General features: G+C 64.6%; 16 protein-coding genes. 10 read left to right on the forward strand and 6 right to left on the reverse strand.

Features of this window, described 5'->3' with window-relative positions; all coding sequences use genetic code 11:
* The first annotated feature begins 285 nt into the window (after nt 1-285).
* From CFB45_RS12280 to CFB45_RS12310, 8 genes are all read left to right on the forward strand, one after another.
* Nucleotides 286-1,344 carry a hypothetical protein gene (locus CFB45_RS12280; protein ID WP_089425772.1) on the forward strand — a complete coding sequence of 353 codons (1,059 nt, stop codon included), beginning with the start codon at nt 286-288 and terminating at the stop codon, nt 1,342-1,344.
* Nucleotides 1,344-1,697 (forward strand): hypothetical protein, encoded by a 354-nt coding sequence (locus CFB45_RS12285; protein ID WP_089425773.1) that lies wholly within the window; start codon nt 1,344-1,346, stop codon nt 1,695-1,697. Before CFB45_RS12280 ends, CFB45_RS12285 begins: the two co-directional genes overlap by 1 nt.
* A gap of 2 nt (nt 1,698-1,699) precedes the next feature.
* Entirely contained in the window at nt 1,700-1,879 is a 180-nt protein-coding gene (locus CFB45_RS12290) for a hypothetical protein (protein ID WP_089425774.1), read from the forward strand.
* 286 nt (nt 1,880-2,165) lie between these two features.
* Entirely contained in the window at nt 2,166-2,381 is a 216-nt protein-coding gene (locus tag CFB45_RS38350; RefSeq protein ID WP_144025197.1) for a hypothetical protein, read from the forward strand.
* A gap of 169 nt (nt 2,382-2,550) precedes the next feature.
* Nucleotides 2,551-2,754, forward strand: a complete 204-nt coding sequence (locus CFB45_RS12295; protein WP_089425775.1) for a hypothetical protein — start codon at nt 2,551-2,553, stop codon at nt 2,752-2,754.
* Nucleotides 2,751-3,269 (forward strand): hypothetical protein, encoded by a 519-nt coding sequence (locus tag CFB45_RS12300; RefSeq protein ID WP_089425776.1) that lies wholly within the window; start codon nt 2,751-2,753, stop codon nt 3,267-3,269. Before CFB45_RS12295 ends, CFB45_RS12300 begins: the two co-directional genes overlap by 4 nt.
* Nucleotides 3,270-3,273: 4 nt before the next feature.
* Entirely contained in the window at nt 3,274-3,573 is a 300-nt protein-coding gene (locus tag CFB45_RS12305) for a hypothetical protein (protein WP_144025198.1), read from the forward strand.
* Nucleotides 3,570-3,776 carry a hypothetical protein gene (locus tag CFB45_RS12310; RefSeq protein ID WP_089425778.1) on the forward strand — a complete coding sequence of 69 codons (207 nt, stop codon included), beginning with the start codon at nt 3,570-3,572 and terminating at the stop codon, nt 3,774-3,776. Before CFB45_RS12305 ends, CFB45_RS12310 begins: the two co-directional genes overlap by 4 nt.
* A 9-nt stretch (nt 3,777-3,785) precedes the next feature.
* On the opposite strand, the gene CFB45_RS12315 is transcribed toward CFB45_RS12310, so the two are convergent.
* Nucleotides 3,786-4,241, reverse strand: coding sequence for a hypothetical protein (locus CFB45_RS12315; RefSeq protein ID WP_089425779.1), 456 nt, complete (start codon nt 4,239-4,241; stop codon nt 3,786-3,788).
* 223 nt (nt 4,242-4,464) lie between these two features.
* On the opposite strand from CFB45_RS12315, the gene CFB45_RS38355 reads away from it, so the two are divergent.
* A complete protein-coding gene (locus CFB45_RS38355) occupies nt 4,465-5,037 on the forward strand; it encodes a hypothetical protein (RefSeq protein WP_144025199.1) in 573 nt (190 codons plus the stop codon).
* A gap of 60 nt (nt 5,038-5,097) precedes the next feature.
* Nucleotides 5,098-5,874, forward strand: coding sequence for an exodeoxyribonuclease III (gene xth, locus CFB45_RS12320; RefSeq protein WP_089425780.1), 777 nt, complete (start codon nt 5,098-5,100; stop codon nt 5,872-5,874).
* Between the two features lie 23 nt (nt 5,875-5,897).
* Here the strand turns inward: xth and CFB45_RS12325 are convergent, their stop codons facing one another.
* The 5 genes from CFB45_RS12325 to glnA form a co-directional block, all read right to left on the reverse strand.
* Nucleotides 5,898-8,012 carry a prolyl oligopeptidase family serine peptidase gene (locus CFB45_RS12325; protein ID WP_089425781.1) on the reverse strand — a complete coding sequence of 705 codons (2,115 nt, stop codon included), beginning with the start codon at nt 8,010-8,012 and terminating at the stop codon, nt 5,898-5,900.
* Between the two features lie 138 nt (nt 8,013-8,150).
* The gene (locus CFB45_RS12330) at nt 8,151-9,566 is read right to left on the reverse strand and encodes an ISNCY family transposase (protein WP_089430276.1); all 1,416 of its coding nucleotides are present in this window, start codon (nt 9,564-9,566) and stop codon (nt 8,151-8,153) included.
* Between the two features lie 175 nt (nt 9,567-9,741).
* A complete protein-coding gene (ntrC, locus tag CFB45_RS12335) occupies nt 9,742-11,256 on the reverse strand; it encodes a nitrogen regulation protein NR(I) (protein ID WP_089425782.1) in 1,515 nt (504 codons plus the stop codon).
* A gap of 46 nt (nt 11,257-11,302) precedes the next feature.
* Nucleotides 11,303-12,445, reverse strand: a complete 1,143-nt coding sequence (glnL, locus tag CFB45_RS12340) for a nitrogen regulation protein NR(II) (RefSeq protein ID WP_174975551.1) — start codon at nt 12,443-12,445, stop codon at nt 11,303-11,305.
* A 159-nt stretch (nt 12,446-12,604) separates the two neighbouring features.
* Complete coding sequence (glnA, locus tag CFB45_RS12345) at nt 12,605-14,020, reverse strand: type I glutamate--ammonia ligase (RefSeq protein ID WP_089425783.1); 1,416 nt, start codon at nt 14,018-14,020, stop codon at nt 12,605-12,607.
* Between the last annotated feature and the right edge of the window lie 21 nt (nt 14,021-14,041).

Here is a 14,041-nt window from a genome sequence, read left to right on the forward strand (position 1 = left end):
GGGGTACGTGCATCCTTGGCGGGGATGCTGCGTGGCTGGGATGGCGCGCACAAATGAGAATGGCTTTCATTTGGGTCCTTCCCAGGGCCGTGGAGGGGGCGGGGGCACCGCTTCCGCACCATCGGGAAACTGGCTGCCCCAAAAACGCATGTCCAATGTCCGATTCGTCGGTGGCCGTCGTGGAAATTTTTTGAGAATACGCCGTATCAGGTGGCGCATAACCTACGCGAAGTGACGCCGCAATAGCGCGACGCCGACGCAAATTCCATCAGAACGAGCTACCACATGATCGACACCGAAAACGAACAACCACGCCCGCTGTCGCACTTCACCGATGACGAAGTGCGCGCCGCATTCGAACGCACTTTCAGCGGCACGCGTGGCCGTGGCACCGATGGCCGCGCTATCGTTGACAACCCTATCGATGCCCTGCTGGACGACGCATCTCGCCAGATGGGCTATGTCGAGCATGATCGCGGCGAGGGGCGCGTTCTTCGCACGCCGAAGCCGGCCGTGTCGGCAGCCGTGATCGACGTGAACACGCTGCTCAAAGACGGTGCCCCGGTCGGCCCTGGCGGCATTCATGGCGTTTCGGAGCGACCGGCTGGCGAAACGCTGGACCTGCGCGCCATGATCGAGCAGCACTCGCGTGTCATCCAGGCCGGCGTGCGGCCGATCTGGGCGACGCCGCGCGACACCGCAATCGCCATCGGCAACGGCGACAAGACGGAAGGGCTGCTGGGCTTCTACGAGGATGCCCAGCTTCTGCGCGTAACTGATCCCGCCATGTTCTCGGCGGTGGCCGATGGCGCCGACGCGACGGTGGGCACGTTGCCGAACAACGATGCGAAATTTCTATGGCCTGACGTGCCGAGCGCGGCCGTGCGGTTCATTGTTGATCGTGCGACGAACCGCAGCCTGGGCGGCGGCGAATTCCTGCGCCGCTCGATTCTGGAAGCCGTCGTTCGTGGCGCGTCGCTGTATATCGACAAGATTTTCCTGACCGCCCTGGCCGTGACGACGCCGCCGACGTTCAGCCTGGGCGCCGCAGCGGCCCAGTTCATCGAGTTCACGAACCTGCGCGGCCTGATCGGCACGGCAGCGGCTGCCGCCGCATCGATCCGGCAGGACGGCAAGCTGGCCCTGGCTGGCGTCGATGCGGAATTCACGGCCGCCAGCACCGCGTCCTACGTTGCCGACTGGCGCGGTGGTGGCATTGCGATCTGGCCTGAAATCAAGCTGCTGGCGCGTCGCACCAGCGTGTCGGGCGCCATCGAATTCACCGCGTTCGTGAACGCGCAGGCTGTCATCGCGCGTCCGGGTTCGTTCTTCGCGGTGGCCTGATGTTCGGCCGCCTTCGCGCCCTGGTGGTCGGGCGAAAGCCCGCCGAAGCGCCGGCCTGCGACGAGCTGCCAGTCGAAGCCGCAACCGTGATCGTCGACGCAACCATCATGGATCGCGGCGCGGACGACGAAGGAAATCCGCGCGTGTTGGTGATGACCGCGCACGGCACGTTCCGCTATTCGTTCGACGGTGCGCGCGACTGGCTGCGGCAAGCCTTCCCTGCGCTGAACGAAGCGCAGTCGGCTCGCGCCGTGAAGCTGATCGCAAGCCGCGTCGCGGAGTTTCAACGTACTGCCAGCGCGCCTCGTTCGCTGCGCAGCGAATGGGCAGCCTGGAAGCCATTGGGGTTTTGAACATGGAACAGCAACGTATCAGTCTGACGATTCCGCGCGACGTGCGGGAAAAGATCATCGCCGAGCAACGCGCCATGTCGCAACGCGTCGGGGCGGAAATGAGTTTCAACCAGACCGCCACGGCTCTGCTGCGGCGCGCGCTGGATAGCCAGCAAAACGATTTCGTCCCTGCGGCCGGGTAAGGCCGACGTGGCCGCTCGCGGCGCCACGGATTAGAAGTTCGCGAGCGTGGTACGGCACCACCACGATGATGAAACGGGCCAACCAATTTCCAAACCGCGCCGGCCGGGTAAATAGCCGGATGCCGTAGCTCACGACGCGGCACTTTGGGAAGAGCGTGGGCGCACTGACCAGGCGTGCGGTTGATGGTCTGGCTCGCGGTATGGGTTCCACCGGCAATCTCAAACGGACCCGTTTCTTCGCCAGCGTCGGGCCGGAAATGCGACGCACCACCAAACACACACGAATATGAGTACACCGCAAATTGCAATTCAATCGGCGTCGAGCGCATGCACGACGATTGCCAGATCGCTGCTGGCGCACGGCGAAATGTTGAGCGTCGCGCGGCCCGACAGCGCGATTGTCCGGCAAGCGCAGGTTAGCCTGCGTCGTCTGGCTGTCGAACTGGATAACGCTGCGATTGGTCTGCAGCAGGCGCGCCTGACAGGAGGCGACAAAGAATGAAAGCGCTCCTGACCGCGTTGTTTAAACGCCCTGCCGAAACTGCCCCGACTCCGGCCCCCAGCAAGCCCGACGGAAAGCGCAGGTACGGCAAGGGCAAGCGCCACCATCCCGCACCGCGTGGCGCGCGCAAGGCCGACTGGAATGAGCCGATTTTGCGGGGTGACCGCCGATGAGCGGAGTGGACAGCAGCAATATCTTTGCCCTGATTACCGCAGCGATGGCGACCGCCGACACGATAAGCCAGGACCCGCGCCAGTCAGCCGACAGCCGCGCCGCAGCCGGCCGACTGCGCGACGGCCTCCGCTCCTGGAAAGGCCTGGCCTTCCAATATCGCGACTGGGCACCCACAACCACGGAACAGGCTGATGCATGAGCGCACGCAACGAAGATATCGAAGTTTCCGGCCCCGTGGCGAATGCCGCAACGCTCGCCAAATGGTTCGGCGTGACGGCGCGTCATATCAGCCGCCTTGCTGAAACTGGCGTGCTGGAAAGGTCTGCTCGCAATACCTACCTGTTGGATCAGGCCGTGCCGGCGCTGTTTGAGGCACTTGGCAGCGGCGGTGAAGTCGGGACGAAACTGCAGGAAGCCAAGCTGCGCAAGCTGGACGCAGACGCTGCGATGGCTGAACACAAGCTGCAAGTCGAGCGCGGGCAGTACGCGCCAATCCATGAATTCGCGATGGCGCAAGCGGCGCAAGCCGCCGCGATCCGGCAAAACGTGTTCTACAACATGCCTCAAGTGGCGTGGCTTGCCCTGAGCGGCGAGAAGGATGAGACGCGCTGGAAAACCATCCTGAAGGAAAAAATCCGCCAGGCGCTGCAGCAAGCGGCCGACGCGGACCTGAATGAATACCTTGACCAACCCGAAGCAAATGAGGACGAGTAACGAAATGGACACTTCGAAATTTTCCAACCCGGACGCGGTGATTGCCGCCATGCGCCGCGCTGCCGAAAACTTGGTGCCGACGAGCGAAGAACTGGCGCGCCACACCGAGCAAGACAAGCGTGATGCGTTGCCCAATGCGTGCCTGCGCAATGTTGCGCGCGCCCTTGCTCACGATGCGGCGGATGCACTTGAACCGCTCGCGGGGCAGTTAATTGATGAAGATTCGCGCAACCGGCTTGCCCGCAGCATTGCGCAGGCGCTGTACGACAACCTCCCGCCGCTGCGCAATTTGGTCGCCGAGTGACGGTCGCCCGCTACCGGATGGCCCCGGACGCCGGCCGGGAAGTCACCCAGCGCGACGCTGATGCAACGAACTGGGGCGCCGTCGTGGAACGGCTGCTGGGTCCTGTCGTAACCGATGCGGACCGCGAGCGGCGGCGCGGTGATGCGCTGGCACTGGCCGCCGCTGCCTTGCGCGCGGCCGGCGTCGATCAGCTACCGGAATAGCGCCGCGCATCACACCCGCTTGAAGGCCTTTGCGCCTTTCAATTTCTCGATCACGTCGCCAAGCGATGGTAAATAGTCATCCTCGCTCATAGTGGGTGCTGCTATTGCTTCGCGCATACGAGCCGCGAAAAGATCGAGAAGCGTAGCCGGCGAAGCAAACTTGCTTGAGATTGCTTCGCCTCCCGTCTCAATATCCGCGCTGAGTAAATCGAGGGCATCGTCCAATGCAGCTCGCTCAGAAAACTCCACCCTACTTTCTGCGGGCACCTTGTTTAGAATCGAGCGCTCCATCACATCAAGCTTTTGATGCACCTCGCCATTCGCATGGAGTATCAGGTATCCCGCACGGAACGTGGCATCTGCCGGACTCCCATACTTAATAGAAGCGATTAACACGAATGGCCGAATACCGTATGTTTTGAAGCATCGATCGATCCGGTAAATGCTGAAGCTTTGTTCTGCCATGTCGCCCCCGTAGGTTGAAATTTCGGTTTCAACTATACGCCAACGGGAAGCAATCGTTAGCAAAATGTAAAGGCAAATGCGCCTGTCTTGCGGGAGCTATCGCCCGCACTTTCGCATGGGCGACCGGTGCATCAGCGAACAACACGAATCCCTTCGAGAAGCGAGGCGAGGCGCCGGATGCGTAATCGCACGCGTTGAATTGTTCGTCAAAGCATTCACAACGATGAATAAGTGGTTGATTTTTAAGATTATTTTATTGCAAACACGTGCCAACTGCCGTACACTGATGTTCAGTAAAATCTGCATTGGACAATGCATGCAACGACTCTCCGATCTCCCAGAAGACATGACTGTTGGCGAAGCGATTGACGCCGGGGCGCTCCTGCCGTTGCCGTCGATCAAGTGGTCTCGCATCAGCGTGTTTGAGCGTGCGCGCCGCGACCTGTCTTCAGATGCTCGGGAAATCGCCGATGTGATCGGAATCGGCCTTTTCACGCTGCTTCGCAAGGCGCACCGTCGCCAAGGCGCAAAGACTGGATGGCTGACCATCCCTCGCACAATCCCAAGCAACCACTGGATACGCGCCGCCGTTGGCGACAGCGCGGCCGATGCGCTGCAGGCTGCGGTGCTCGATAGAACCTTGGATGGCAAGCTGGACATTCGGCCCAGGTCGCCATCGGCACGCCTGGAGCGCGACGACTGTATGCGATATCGCTATTGGTCCGGGGCGAGCGTGGCAGACGTGGCGTGCGAGTTCGGGGTAACAGGTCGGCATGTTCGAAATTGTATATCTTGACGCATATCACCGCGCGCAACACAACGAAAAACACTTATAAATCAAAGACATAAGCCATTGATGAAAATCGCCACCTGGAACGTCAACTCGCTCAACGTCCGCAAGCAGCACGTGCTCGACTGGCTCGCGCAAAGCGGAACCGATGTGCTGTGCCTGCAGGAACTGAAGCTGCCGGACGAGAAATTCCCGCGCGCCGATCTCGAGGCGGTCGGCTACCGCAGCTGGTTCACCGGCCAGAAGACCTACAACGGCGTCGCGATCCTCGCGCGCGACACGCTGTCCGTCGACGAATCGGACGTCGTGCGCAACATCCCCGGTTTCGACGACCCGCAGCAGCGCGTGGTCGCCGCGACGGTCGACGGCGTGCGCATCGTGTCCGCCTATTTCCCGAACGGCCAGGCGCCCGACTCCGACAAGTTCGTCTACAAGATGCAATGGCTCGACGCGCTGCAGGCGTGGCTGCGCACCGAGCTGCAGCGCTACCCGAAGCTCGCGCTGCTCGGCGACTACAACATCGCGCCGGAAGACCGCGACGTGCACGACCCGGCGAAATGGGAAGGCCAGAACCTCGTGTCGCCGCAGGAGCGCGCCCACTTCGCGCAGCTGATCGAGCTGGGCTTCGTCGACGCGTTCCGCCGCTTCGAACAGCCGGAGAAGACCTTCACGTGGTGGGACTACCGGATGATGGCGTTCCGCCGCAACGCGGGGCTGCGCATCGACCACGTGCTGCTGTCGCCGGCGCTCGCGGAAACCTGCACGTCGTGCGAAGTCGATCGCACGCCGCGCACGTGGGAACAGCCGTCCGACCACACGCCCGTCGTCGCGGTCGTCGGCTGATCTCCCGGGCAGCCCGCGCGCGTTCAGCGCCGCGCGGGCGCCGGCCCGAGATGAGCCCACAGGAACCCGAATTCGGCCGCATCGGCCTCCGCGCGTTCCAGATCGTCGGCACTGCCGTGGCCGCCGTCGGTATTCTCCCAGTACCACACCCGTTCGTGACCGAGCGCGTGCATGCGCGCAGCCATCTTGCGTGCATGCGCCGGATGCACGCGGTCGTCGCGCGTCGACGTCGTCAGCAGCAGCGGCGGATACGCGACGCCTTCGCGCACACGGTGATACGGCGAGTACGCGGCTAGCGCCGCACCTTCGTGCGGATCGTCCGGGTCACCGTATTCGTCGAGCCATGCGGCGCCCGCGTGCAGCTTCGGATAACGCTGCATGTCGAGCAGCGGCACGCGGCAGAGCACCGCGCCGAACAACTCCGGCCGCTGCACCATGCACGCGGCGACCAGCAGCCCGCCGTTGCTGCCGCCTTCGATGCCGAGCTGCGCGGCGGTCGTCACGCCGGTCGCGGCCAGATCCTCGGCCACCGCGATGAAATCGTCGAACGAACGCTGACGGTGTTCGCGCTGCGCATCGACGTGCCAGCGCGGCCCGAACTCGCCGCCGCCGCGGATGTGCGCGAACGCCATCACGCCGCCGCGCTCGAGCCACCCGATACCGAACGCATCGCTGTAGCCCGGCAGGTTCGGAATCGCGAAGCCGCCATAGCCCGACAGCAGGCACGGCCGCGCGACACGCGCGGCGCCGTCGGCCACGTCGAGTGCATCGCGCGGCCCGATCAGCGTGTACGGCACCATCGTGCCGTCTTGCGAACGCGCGCTCGCGCGGCGCACGACGAGCCCGGCCGCATCGAACTGCACCGGCGGCCGGTCGAGCAGCACGCGGCGCGACGGCGCATCGTCCGCGCGATCCGCAAGATCGGCCAGCCAGCATTCGGGCGGATCGAGATAGGTGTCGACGTCCACGTAAATCTCGTCGTTCAGCGTCGATTCGACGGGCTCGACGTCGATTTGCGCATCGCCCGGCCCCGGCCACGCGAACGGCCGCGCGTCCCACGTCCACGTGCCGTCGTCGGCCTGGCTCGGCTGCCACAGCATCGTGCGGTTGTGCACGTCGTCGAGCCAGCTCGCGATCAGCGTCGTGCGCGTGTGCGTCCACGTGCATGCGGATGTCGACGGTTGCGGCGCGAACAGCGTCGTGAGTTCGCGCGACCCGGCCAGGAACGCCTGCTCGCGGATCGCGAGCAGCGAGCCGCCCGCATGGCGCACGCCGTCGCACTCCCAGTCGAGGCGCGGCTCCAGCATGAGCCAGCCTTCCCAGAACCCGACCTCGACGTGGGTCGGCACGTCGTAGCGCACCCACTCGCCCGCCTCCGTCAAGCGGTACGCATGTGCGTCGAAGAAATCGACGCTGCGCCACGCGACGTGACGGTTGTCGATCGGATCGAATCCCGCACCCGCGCTGATGTCGTCGGGTTCGCCGCGGAACACGACGGGCGCGTCGGCGAGCGCGGTGCCACGCACCCAGCGCCGCGCTTCATACGGATAACCGGCCGCGGTCGCATGCGCTTCGCCGCGATCCCAGCTCACGTAGACAGTATCGCGATCGATCCAGCCGACCGTGTGATGCCCCGGCTCGTCGATCGTGAAACCGCCGTCGACGAAACGACGTTCGACGAGATCGAATTCGCGCACGACGACCGCGTCGGCCCCGCCCGGCGACAGCGACAGCAGCGCGCGATCGCCGTCCGGGTACAGGATCGCGTCCTGCTCGAACACCCACGACTCGCCCTCCTCCGCACCGAGCGCGTCGACGTCGAGCAGCGTTTCCCATGCCGGTTTTCCCGCGCGCCAGTCGTCCCAGCGCGTGCGGCGCCACAGCCCCTTCGGATGGAGATCGTCCTGCCACAGGTCGTAGGCCCAGTCGCGCCAGCGCGTCGGAATCACCGGGCGCTCGCGCGGCAGGTACGCTTTGGCGAGGCGCGCCGTCAGCGCGCGATACGCGTCGTCGTCACGCAGCGCGGCGCGCGTGCGCGCATTCTGCTCGTCGACCCACGTGCGGGCGCGCTTGCTGTCGAGCGCTTCGAGGAAACGGAACGGGTCGGCCCCGGTGGGCCAGCGGAAGGAATCGGACATTGAGGATCGGCGGAATGGCAATGTCATACCCGGATTCAGATGTCGTAGTGCCAGCTAAATACAGATGTCGCATGTTTCATCGGCCTTTCCGTCCTTCAGCGTTGAAGCGCCGAGCCTGAAGCAGCAGGGCGCTTACGCTCACCCGCGGGCCTTGGCAGACCGCCGCTCAGTTTCTGCTTTTGACGCAACTTCCAGAATCGCGGCTTCCATGTCAGTCACCGTGAACCGGCGAGGTTTCTTCGTGCCGGGTTGCGCTTCATTTGCCCGCACCGGCAGCCCCCGATGCGTTCGCGACGGCGCAGTGCCGATCCGCCGGCTGTCGCGCTGCGCCTGAAACGCTTGTGCCACCTGCAACGCATGGCTCAGGCGCTTGTGATCCACGATCGCGCCTTGATCCACCTCGGCCAGCCGATCGTAGGATTGTGCCGACAGTAGCTGGCCAGCCGCCCGAAGCTCGATGCGTCCGTCCGGGTACTCCCACACCTCGATGTCACGATGTATCCACGCCCGATTCCCCGGCGTATCGTCCAGCAGATAGAGCACCCGGTCGTACTGCACCGTCAGCGCCTTCGTGACCCGGCGTGTCTCGCGCCAGGTCAGCAGCAGATCCAGATCCTCGTCGGACCGCAGCGGTCGATGCGCATCAAAGCCGCTCTTCGGTGGCTTCGCGAAGCGCTCGTTATACATGGCCATGAAGGAGGGCGCGTAAGCGTTCGCGTCGGCCACCGTGCTGATGCCGCGCAGTCTCAACTCCTTGACGAACCGATCCTGCAGCGTCAAGTGCGCTCGCTCGACACGTCCCTTGGCCGAGCTGCTGTTCGCGCAGAACGTGTCAATGTTCAGCTCGTACATCGCCCGACCGAAGTGCGTCACGCTTTGGCCTGTCTTGCTGGCGCTCGTATTGCGGAACACGCTGTACTTGTCGCTGTAGAACGCCACCGGCTTGCCGTAGCGCTCCAGATACGCTCGCGTGGCCTCGAAGTAGCTGAACGTCGACTCGGTCTGCGTGAAGTGCAGCATCATCAGCCGGCTCGTCGCGTCGTCCACGTACACCAGCAGCGTGCAGGCCGGCGCCCGTTCCTCGAACCACCGATGATCGCAACCATCGATCTGGATCAGTTCACCCAGACACGCCCGGCGCGCTCGCGGCTGATAAACCTTCGGCGGACGCTGCCGACGTGGAATCCACAAGCCAGCGTCCGTCATCAGCTTCCTGACCGTTTCCTTGGCCAGCCGAATGCCATGGCATTCCCACAGCTTCTCGCAGGCCAACGTCGGCCCGAAATCGGCGTAACGCTCTCGAATAGTGGTCAAGGCGCGTAACGCTAGTCCTTCGTCGAGCTTGCGGTTGCCTGGCCGGCCACGACGGCCCGAAGCAACGCCGCTAGGTCCATGCTCTCGATATCGGATGACCAGCCTTTCCACCTGTCGCACGCTCAGTCCCAGCCGTTCGGCCGCACGTCCGGGCTTCAGGCCCGTGTCCACCACGGCCTGGATTACCTTGAGTCGATCAAGCTCTCGCATCGTCAGTGTCACCAATCCGGCTGGCTGCATGGTCGGCTCCGCGCTCGCTCAACGAGCCGTCCAGCATGCCAGCAGTCAAAAACCCGACATCTGTAAATAGCCAGAACACGACATTAGGATATGGCTGCTACAGGCAAACGGCGTGCAAACCGCGATTATGTCCGATCGCGGCATGCGCGATGCCCGCGCATGCCGCAAATCGTGCTCAGGGCTCCAGATGGAGTTCCTGGATCTTGCGCGTGATGGTGTTGCGGCCGATGCCGAGCCGCTCCGCGGCCTCGACCTTGCGGCCACGCGTGAAGTCGAGCGCCTCGCGGATCACGGCCGCCTCGAAGCGGCGTGCGAGTTCGTCCATCACGTCGGCCGAGTTCTCGCGCAACAGCCGTGCAACCTCGGTGCGCAGGCCGTGCTCCCACAGCGGATAACCGGCCGGCACACCGCCGTTCGGCGCCGCCCCGACGGGCGCGGACGCCACCGCTGCCACACCGGTCGCCGGTTGCGCGAGCGCCGTCTCGCCGCCGCCGTGCGCATCGGCACCGTCGCCCGTTGCAGCGACCGGCGCGCCGGCCGGCACGAGGTCGGGCGGCAGATCCTTGATCTCGACCGTCTGCGCGGGCGCCATCACGGTCAGCCAGTTCGCGAGGTTCTCGAGCTGGCGTACGTTGCCGGGAAACGCCAGCGACGTGAGGTAAGCCAGCGCTTCGTCGGACACGCGCTTCGGCTCCACGCCGAGATCGCGCGCGCTCTTCTGCAGGAAGTGGCGCGTGAGCAGCGCGATGTCCTCGCTGCGCTCGCGCAGCGGCGGCAGGCGCAGCCGGATCACGTTGAGCCGGTGGTAAAGGTCCTCGCGGAACAGCCCCTGGCGCACGCGCGATTCGAGATTCTGGTGCGTCGCGGCGATCACGCGCACGTTCGCGCGCAGCGGGTTGTGGCCGCCGACCCGATAGAACTGCCCGTCCGACAGCACGCGCAACAGGCGCGTCTGCAGGTCGAACGGCATGTCGCCGATTTCGTCGAGGAACAGCGTGCCGTTCTCGGCCTGCTCGAAGCGGCCCTGCCGCGTCGTCTGCGCGCCGGTGAACGCGCCGCGCTCATGGCCGAACAGCTCGGATTCGAGCAGGTCCTTCGGAATCGCCGCGGTGTTCAGCGCGATGAACGGCCCGTTCGCACGCGGACTGTGACGGTGCAGCGCACGCGCGACGAGCTCCTTGCCGGTGCCCGATTCGCCGGTGATCAGCACGGTCGCGGCCGAGTGCGACAGCCGGCCGATCGCGCGGAACATGTCCTGCATCGCGGGCGCCTGGCCGAGCATCTCGGGCGCCTCGGCCACGCGCTCGTCCTGCGGCGCGCCGCCGCGCAGGCTTTCTTCCACCGCGCGGCGGATCAGCTCGACCGCCTTGTCGACGTCGAACGGCTTCGCGAGATATTCGAACGCGCCGCCCTGGAACGCCGCGACGGCGCTGTCGAGATCGGAGAACGCCGTCATGATGATGACGGGCAGGCCCGGCAGGCGCTCGTGCATCGCCTGCAGCAACTCGAGGCCCGAGCCGCCCGGCATCCGGATGTCGGATACGAGCACCTGCGGGGTCTCGTGGTCGAGCGCGGCCAGCGCGTCACGCACGTTCGCGAAGCTCTTCGTCGCGAAGCTGTCCCGGGCGAGCGCCTTTTCGAGCACCCAGCGGATCGATTGGTCGTCGTCTACTATCCAGATCGGCTTCATAGGTCGGTCAGATATGGGTAAATCTGGTGAATCGCCATGCCGCCGCTCAATGGTCGAGCGGTAGCAGGATCTGAAATTCGGTACGTCCGGGCCGGCTTTCGACCTCGATCGTCCCGTCATGCTGCTGCACGAACGTCTGCGCGAGCGTCAAGCCGAGGCCGCTGCCGTCGTCGCGCCCGGACACGAGCGGGTAAAAGATCCGGTCGCGGATTTCCTCCGGAATGCCGGGCCCGTTGTCGATCACGTGCAAGTCCAGTGCCAGCCGGTACAGGCGCTTCGCGATCGTCACCTTGCGCGCAATGCGCGTGCGCAGCTCGATCTTCGCGTCGCCCTGCGCGATGCGTTCGCGCAGCGCCTGCGCGGCGTTGCGCACGATGTTGAGCAGCGCCTGGATCAGTTGCTCCTTGTCGCCGCGCAAGTCCGGCACGCTCACGTCGTAGTCGCGCTCGATCGTGAGCCCGCGCGGGAATTCCGCAAGCATCACCGCGCGCACGCGTTCGCATACTTCATGAATGTTCACGTCGCCGACGATGTGCGGGTGCCGGTGCGGCTCCAGCAACCGGTCGACGAGCGTCTGCAGGCGGTCGGACTCCTTGATGATCACCTGCGTGTATTCGCGCAACTCGCCACGCTCGCGCTCGCCGAGCTCGAATTCGAGCAGCTGGGCTGCGCCGCGAATGCCGCCGAGCGGGTTCTTGATCTCGTGCGCGAGGTTGCGGATCAGTTGCTTGTTGACCGCGGTCAGGTCGTGGATGCGCTCCTCGCGATCGGTACGCGACTGCCGCTCGTTCTCGAACAGCTCGACGAGCACGAAATCGGGCGCGGTCTCGAGAAAGCCGACGATCGCGTGCACATGCAGCGGTTCGCGGCCGGGCCGGTCGAGCACGGTATCGAGGTGCGTCGCGTGAAAGCGTTCCTCGCCGATCGCGGTGATCGTCGATGCCAGCTCGTTCGCATTCGGAAAAATCTCGCCCCACGGCCGCTGCGCGAGCTGCCGGCGCGAGATGTCGAGCATCGCCTCGGCAGACGGATTCGCGAACGCGATCCGCAGCGTCTTGCGGTCGAGCACGATCACGACCGTCGGCAGCGCTTCCAGCCCCGCCAGCAGGCCCGAGCGTGCGAGCCGCTCGTCGTCCGTCAGTCGCTCGGGCTGCCCCGTTCTCGCCTTGATCAGATTCTTCAGAACCATCTGCGTGCTTGTCGCGCCTCAACGGGCCAGAAAAGGAAAATCACGGGAACAAAAAAGGGACGGCTGGACGCCGCCCCTTTCAGACTCCGCCGTTCCCGCCGCAGGCCGCGCGACGGGAACGAACCGGCATGACGGCGCTGAATCGAGCGCCATCGCCGATTAGAGCGAGTAGTACATCTCGAACTCGATCGGGTGCGTCGTCATGCGGAACTTCGCCAGCTCCTGCTCCTTCAGCGCGAGGTACGCGTCGAGCATGCCGTCCGTGAACACGCCGCCACGGGTCAGGAACTCGCGATCCTTGTCGAGCGCTTCGATTGCCTGGTCGAGGCCCGCGCAGACGGTCGGGATCTTTGCATCCTCTTCCGGCGGCAGGTCGTACAGGTTCTTGTCCGCGGCTTCGCCCGGATGGATCTTGTTCTGGATCCCGTCGAGGCCTGCCATCATCAGTGCCGAGAACAACAGGTACGGGTTCGCCATCGGATCCGGGAAGCGCGTTTCGATACGGCGGCCCTTCGGGTTCGACACGTGCGGAATGCGGATCGATGCCGAACGGTTGCGTGCCGAGTAGGCGAGCTTGACCGGTGCTTCGAAGTGCGGGACCAGACGCTTGTACGAGTTCGTCGTCGGGTTCGTGATCGCGTTCAGTGCACGGGCGTGCTTGATGATGCCGCCGATGTAGAACAGCGCCAGTTCCGACAGGCCGGCGTAGCCGTTGCCCGCGAACAGGTTCTGGCCGTCCTTCCAGATCGACTGGTGAACGTGCATGCCCGAACCGTTGTCGCCGACGACCGGCTTCGGCATGAACGTCGCCGTCTTGCCGTACGAGTGCGCGACGTTATGGATGATGTACTTCGACCATTGCGTCCAGTCGGCGCGCTGCACCAGCGTCGAGAACTTCGTGCCGATTTCGTTCTGGCCCTGGCCCGCCACTTCGTGGTGGTGCACTTCGACCGGGATGCCGAGCTGTTCGAGCAGCAGGCACATTTCCGAACGCATGTCCTGGAACGTGTCGACCGGCGCGACCGGGAAGTAGCCGCCCTTCGTGCCCGGACGGTGGCCCGTGTTGCCGCCTTCGAATTCCTTGCCGGCCGACCACGGTGCTTCTTCCGAGTTGATCTTCACGAAGCAGCCCGACATGTCCGTGTTCCACTGGACCGAGTCGAAAATGAAGAATTCCGGTTCCGGACCGAAGTAGGCCGTGTCGCCGATGCCCGTGCTCTTCAGGTACGCTTCCGCGCGCTTCGCGAGCGAACGCGGGTCGCGCTCGTAGCCCTTGCCGTCGGCCGGCTCGACCACGTCGCAGGTCAGCACCAGGGTCGACTCTTCATAGAACGGGTCGACGAAGGCAGCGGTCGGGTCCGGCATGAGCAGCATGTCCGACGCCTCGATGCCCTTCCAGCCGGCGATCGACGAGCCGTCGAATGCATGGCCGCTTTCGAACTTGTCTTCGTCAAACGCCGAAACCGGCACCGACACGTGCTGTTCCTTGCCGCGCGTATCCGTGAAGCGGAAATCGACAAACTTGACGTCCTCGTCCTTCACGAGCTGCATGACGTCGGCGACGGTTTTACTCATAACCTCTTCTCCTGATTGAAC

Origin of the sequence: Burkholderia sp. HI2500 (assembly GCF_002223055.1) — a bacterium.
In the GTDB taxonomy this organism is placed as follows: Bacteria; Pseudomonadota; Gammaproteobacteria; order Burkholderiales; family Burkholderiaceae; genus Burkholderia.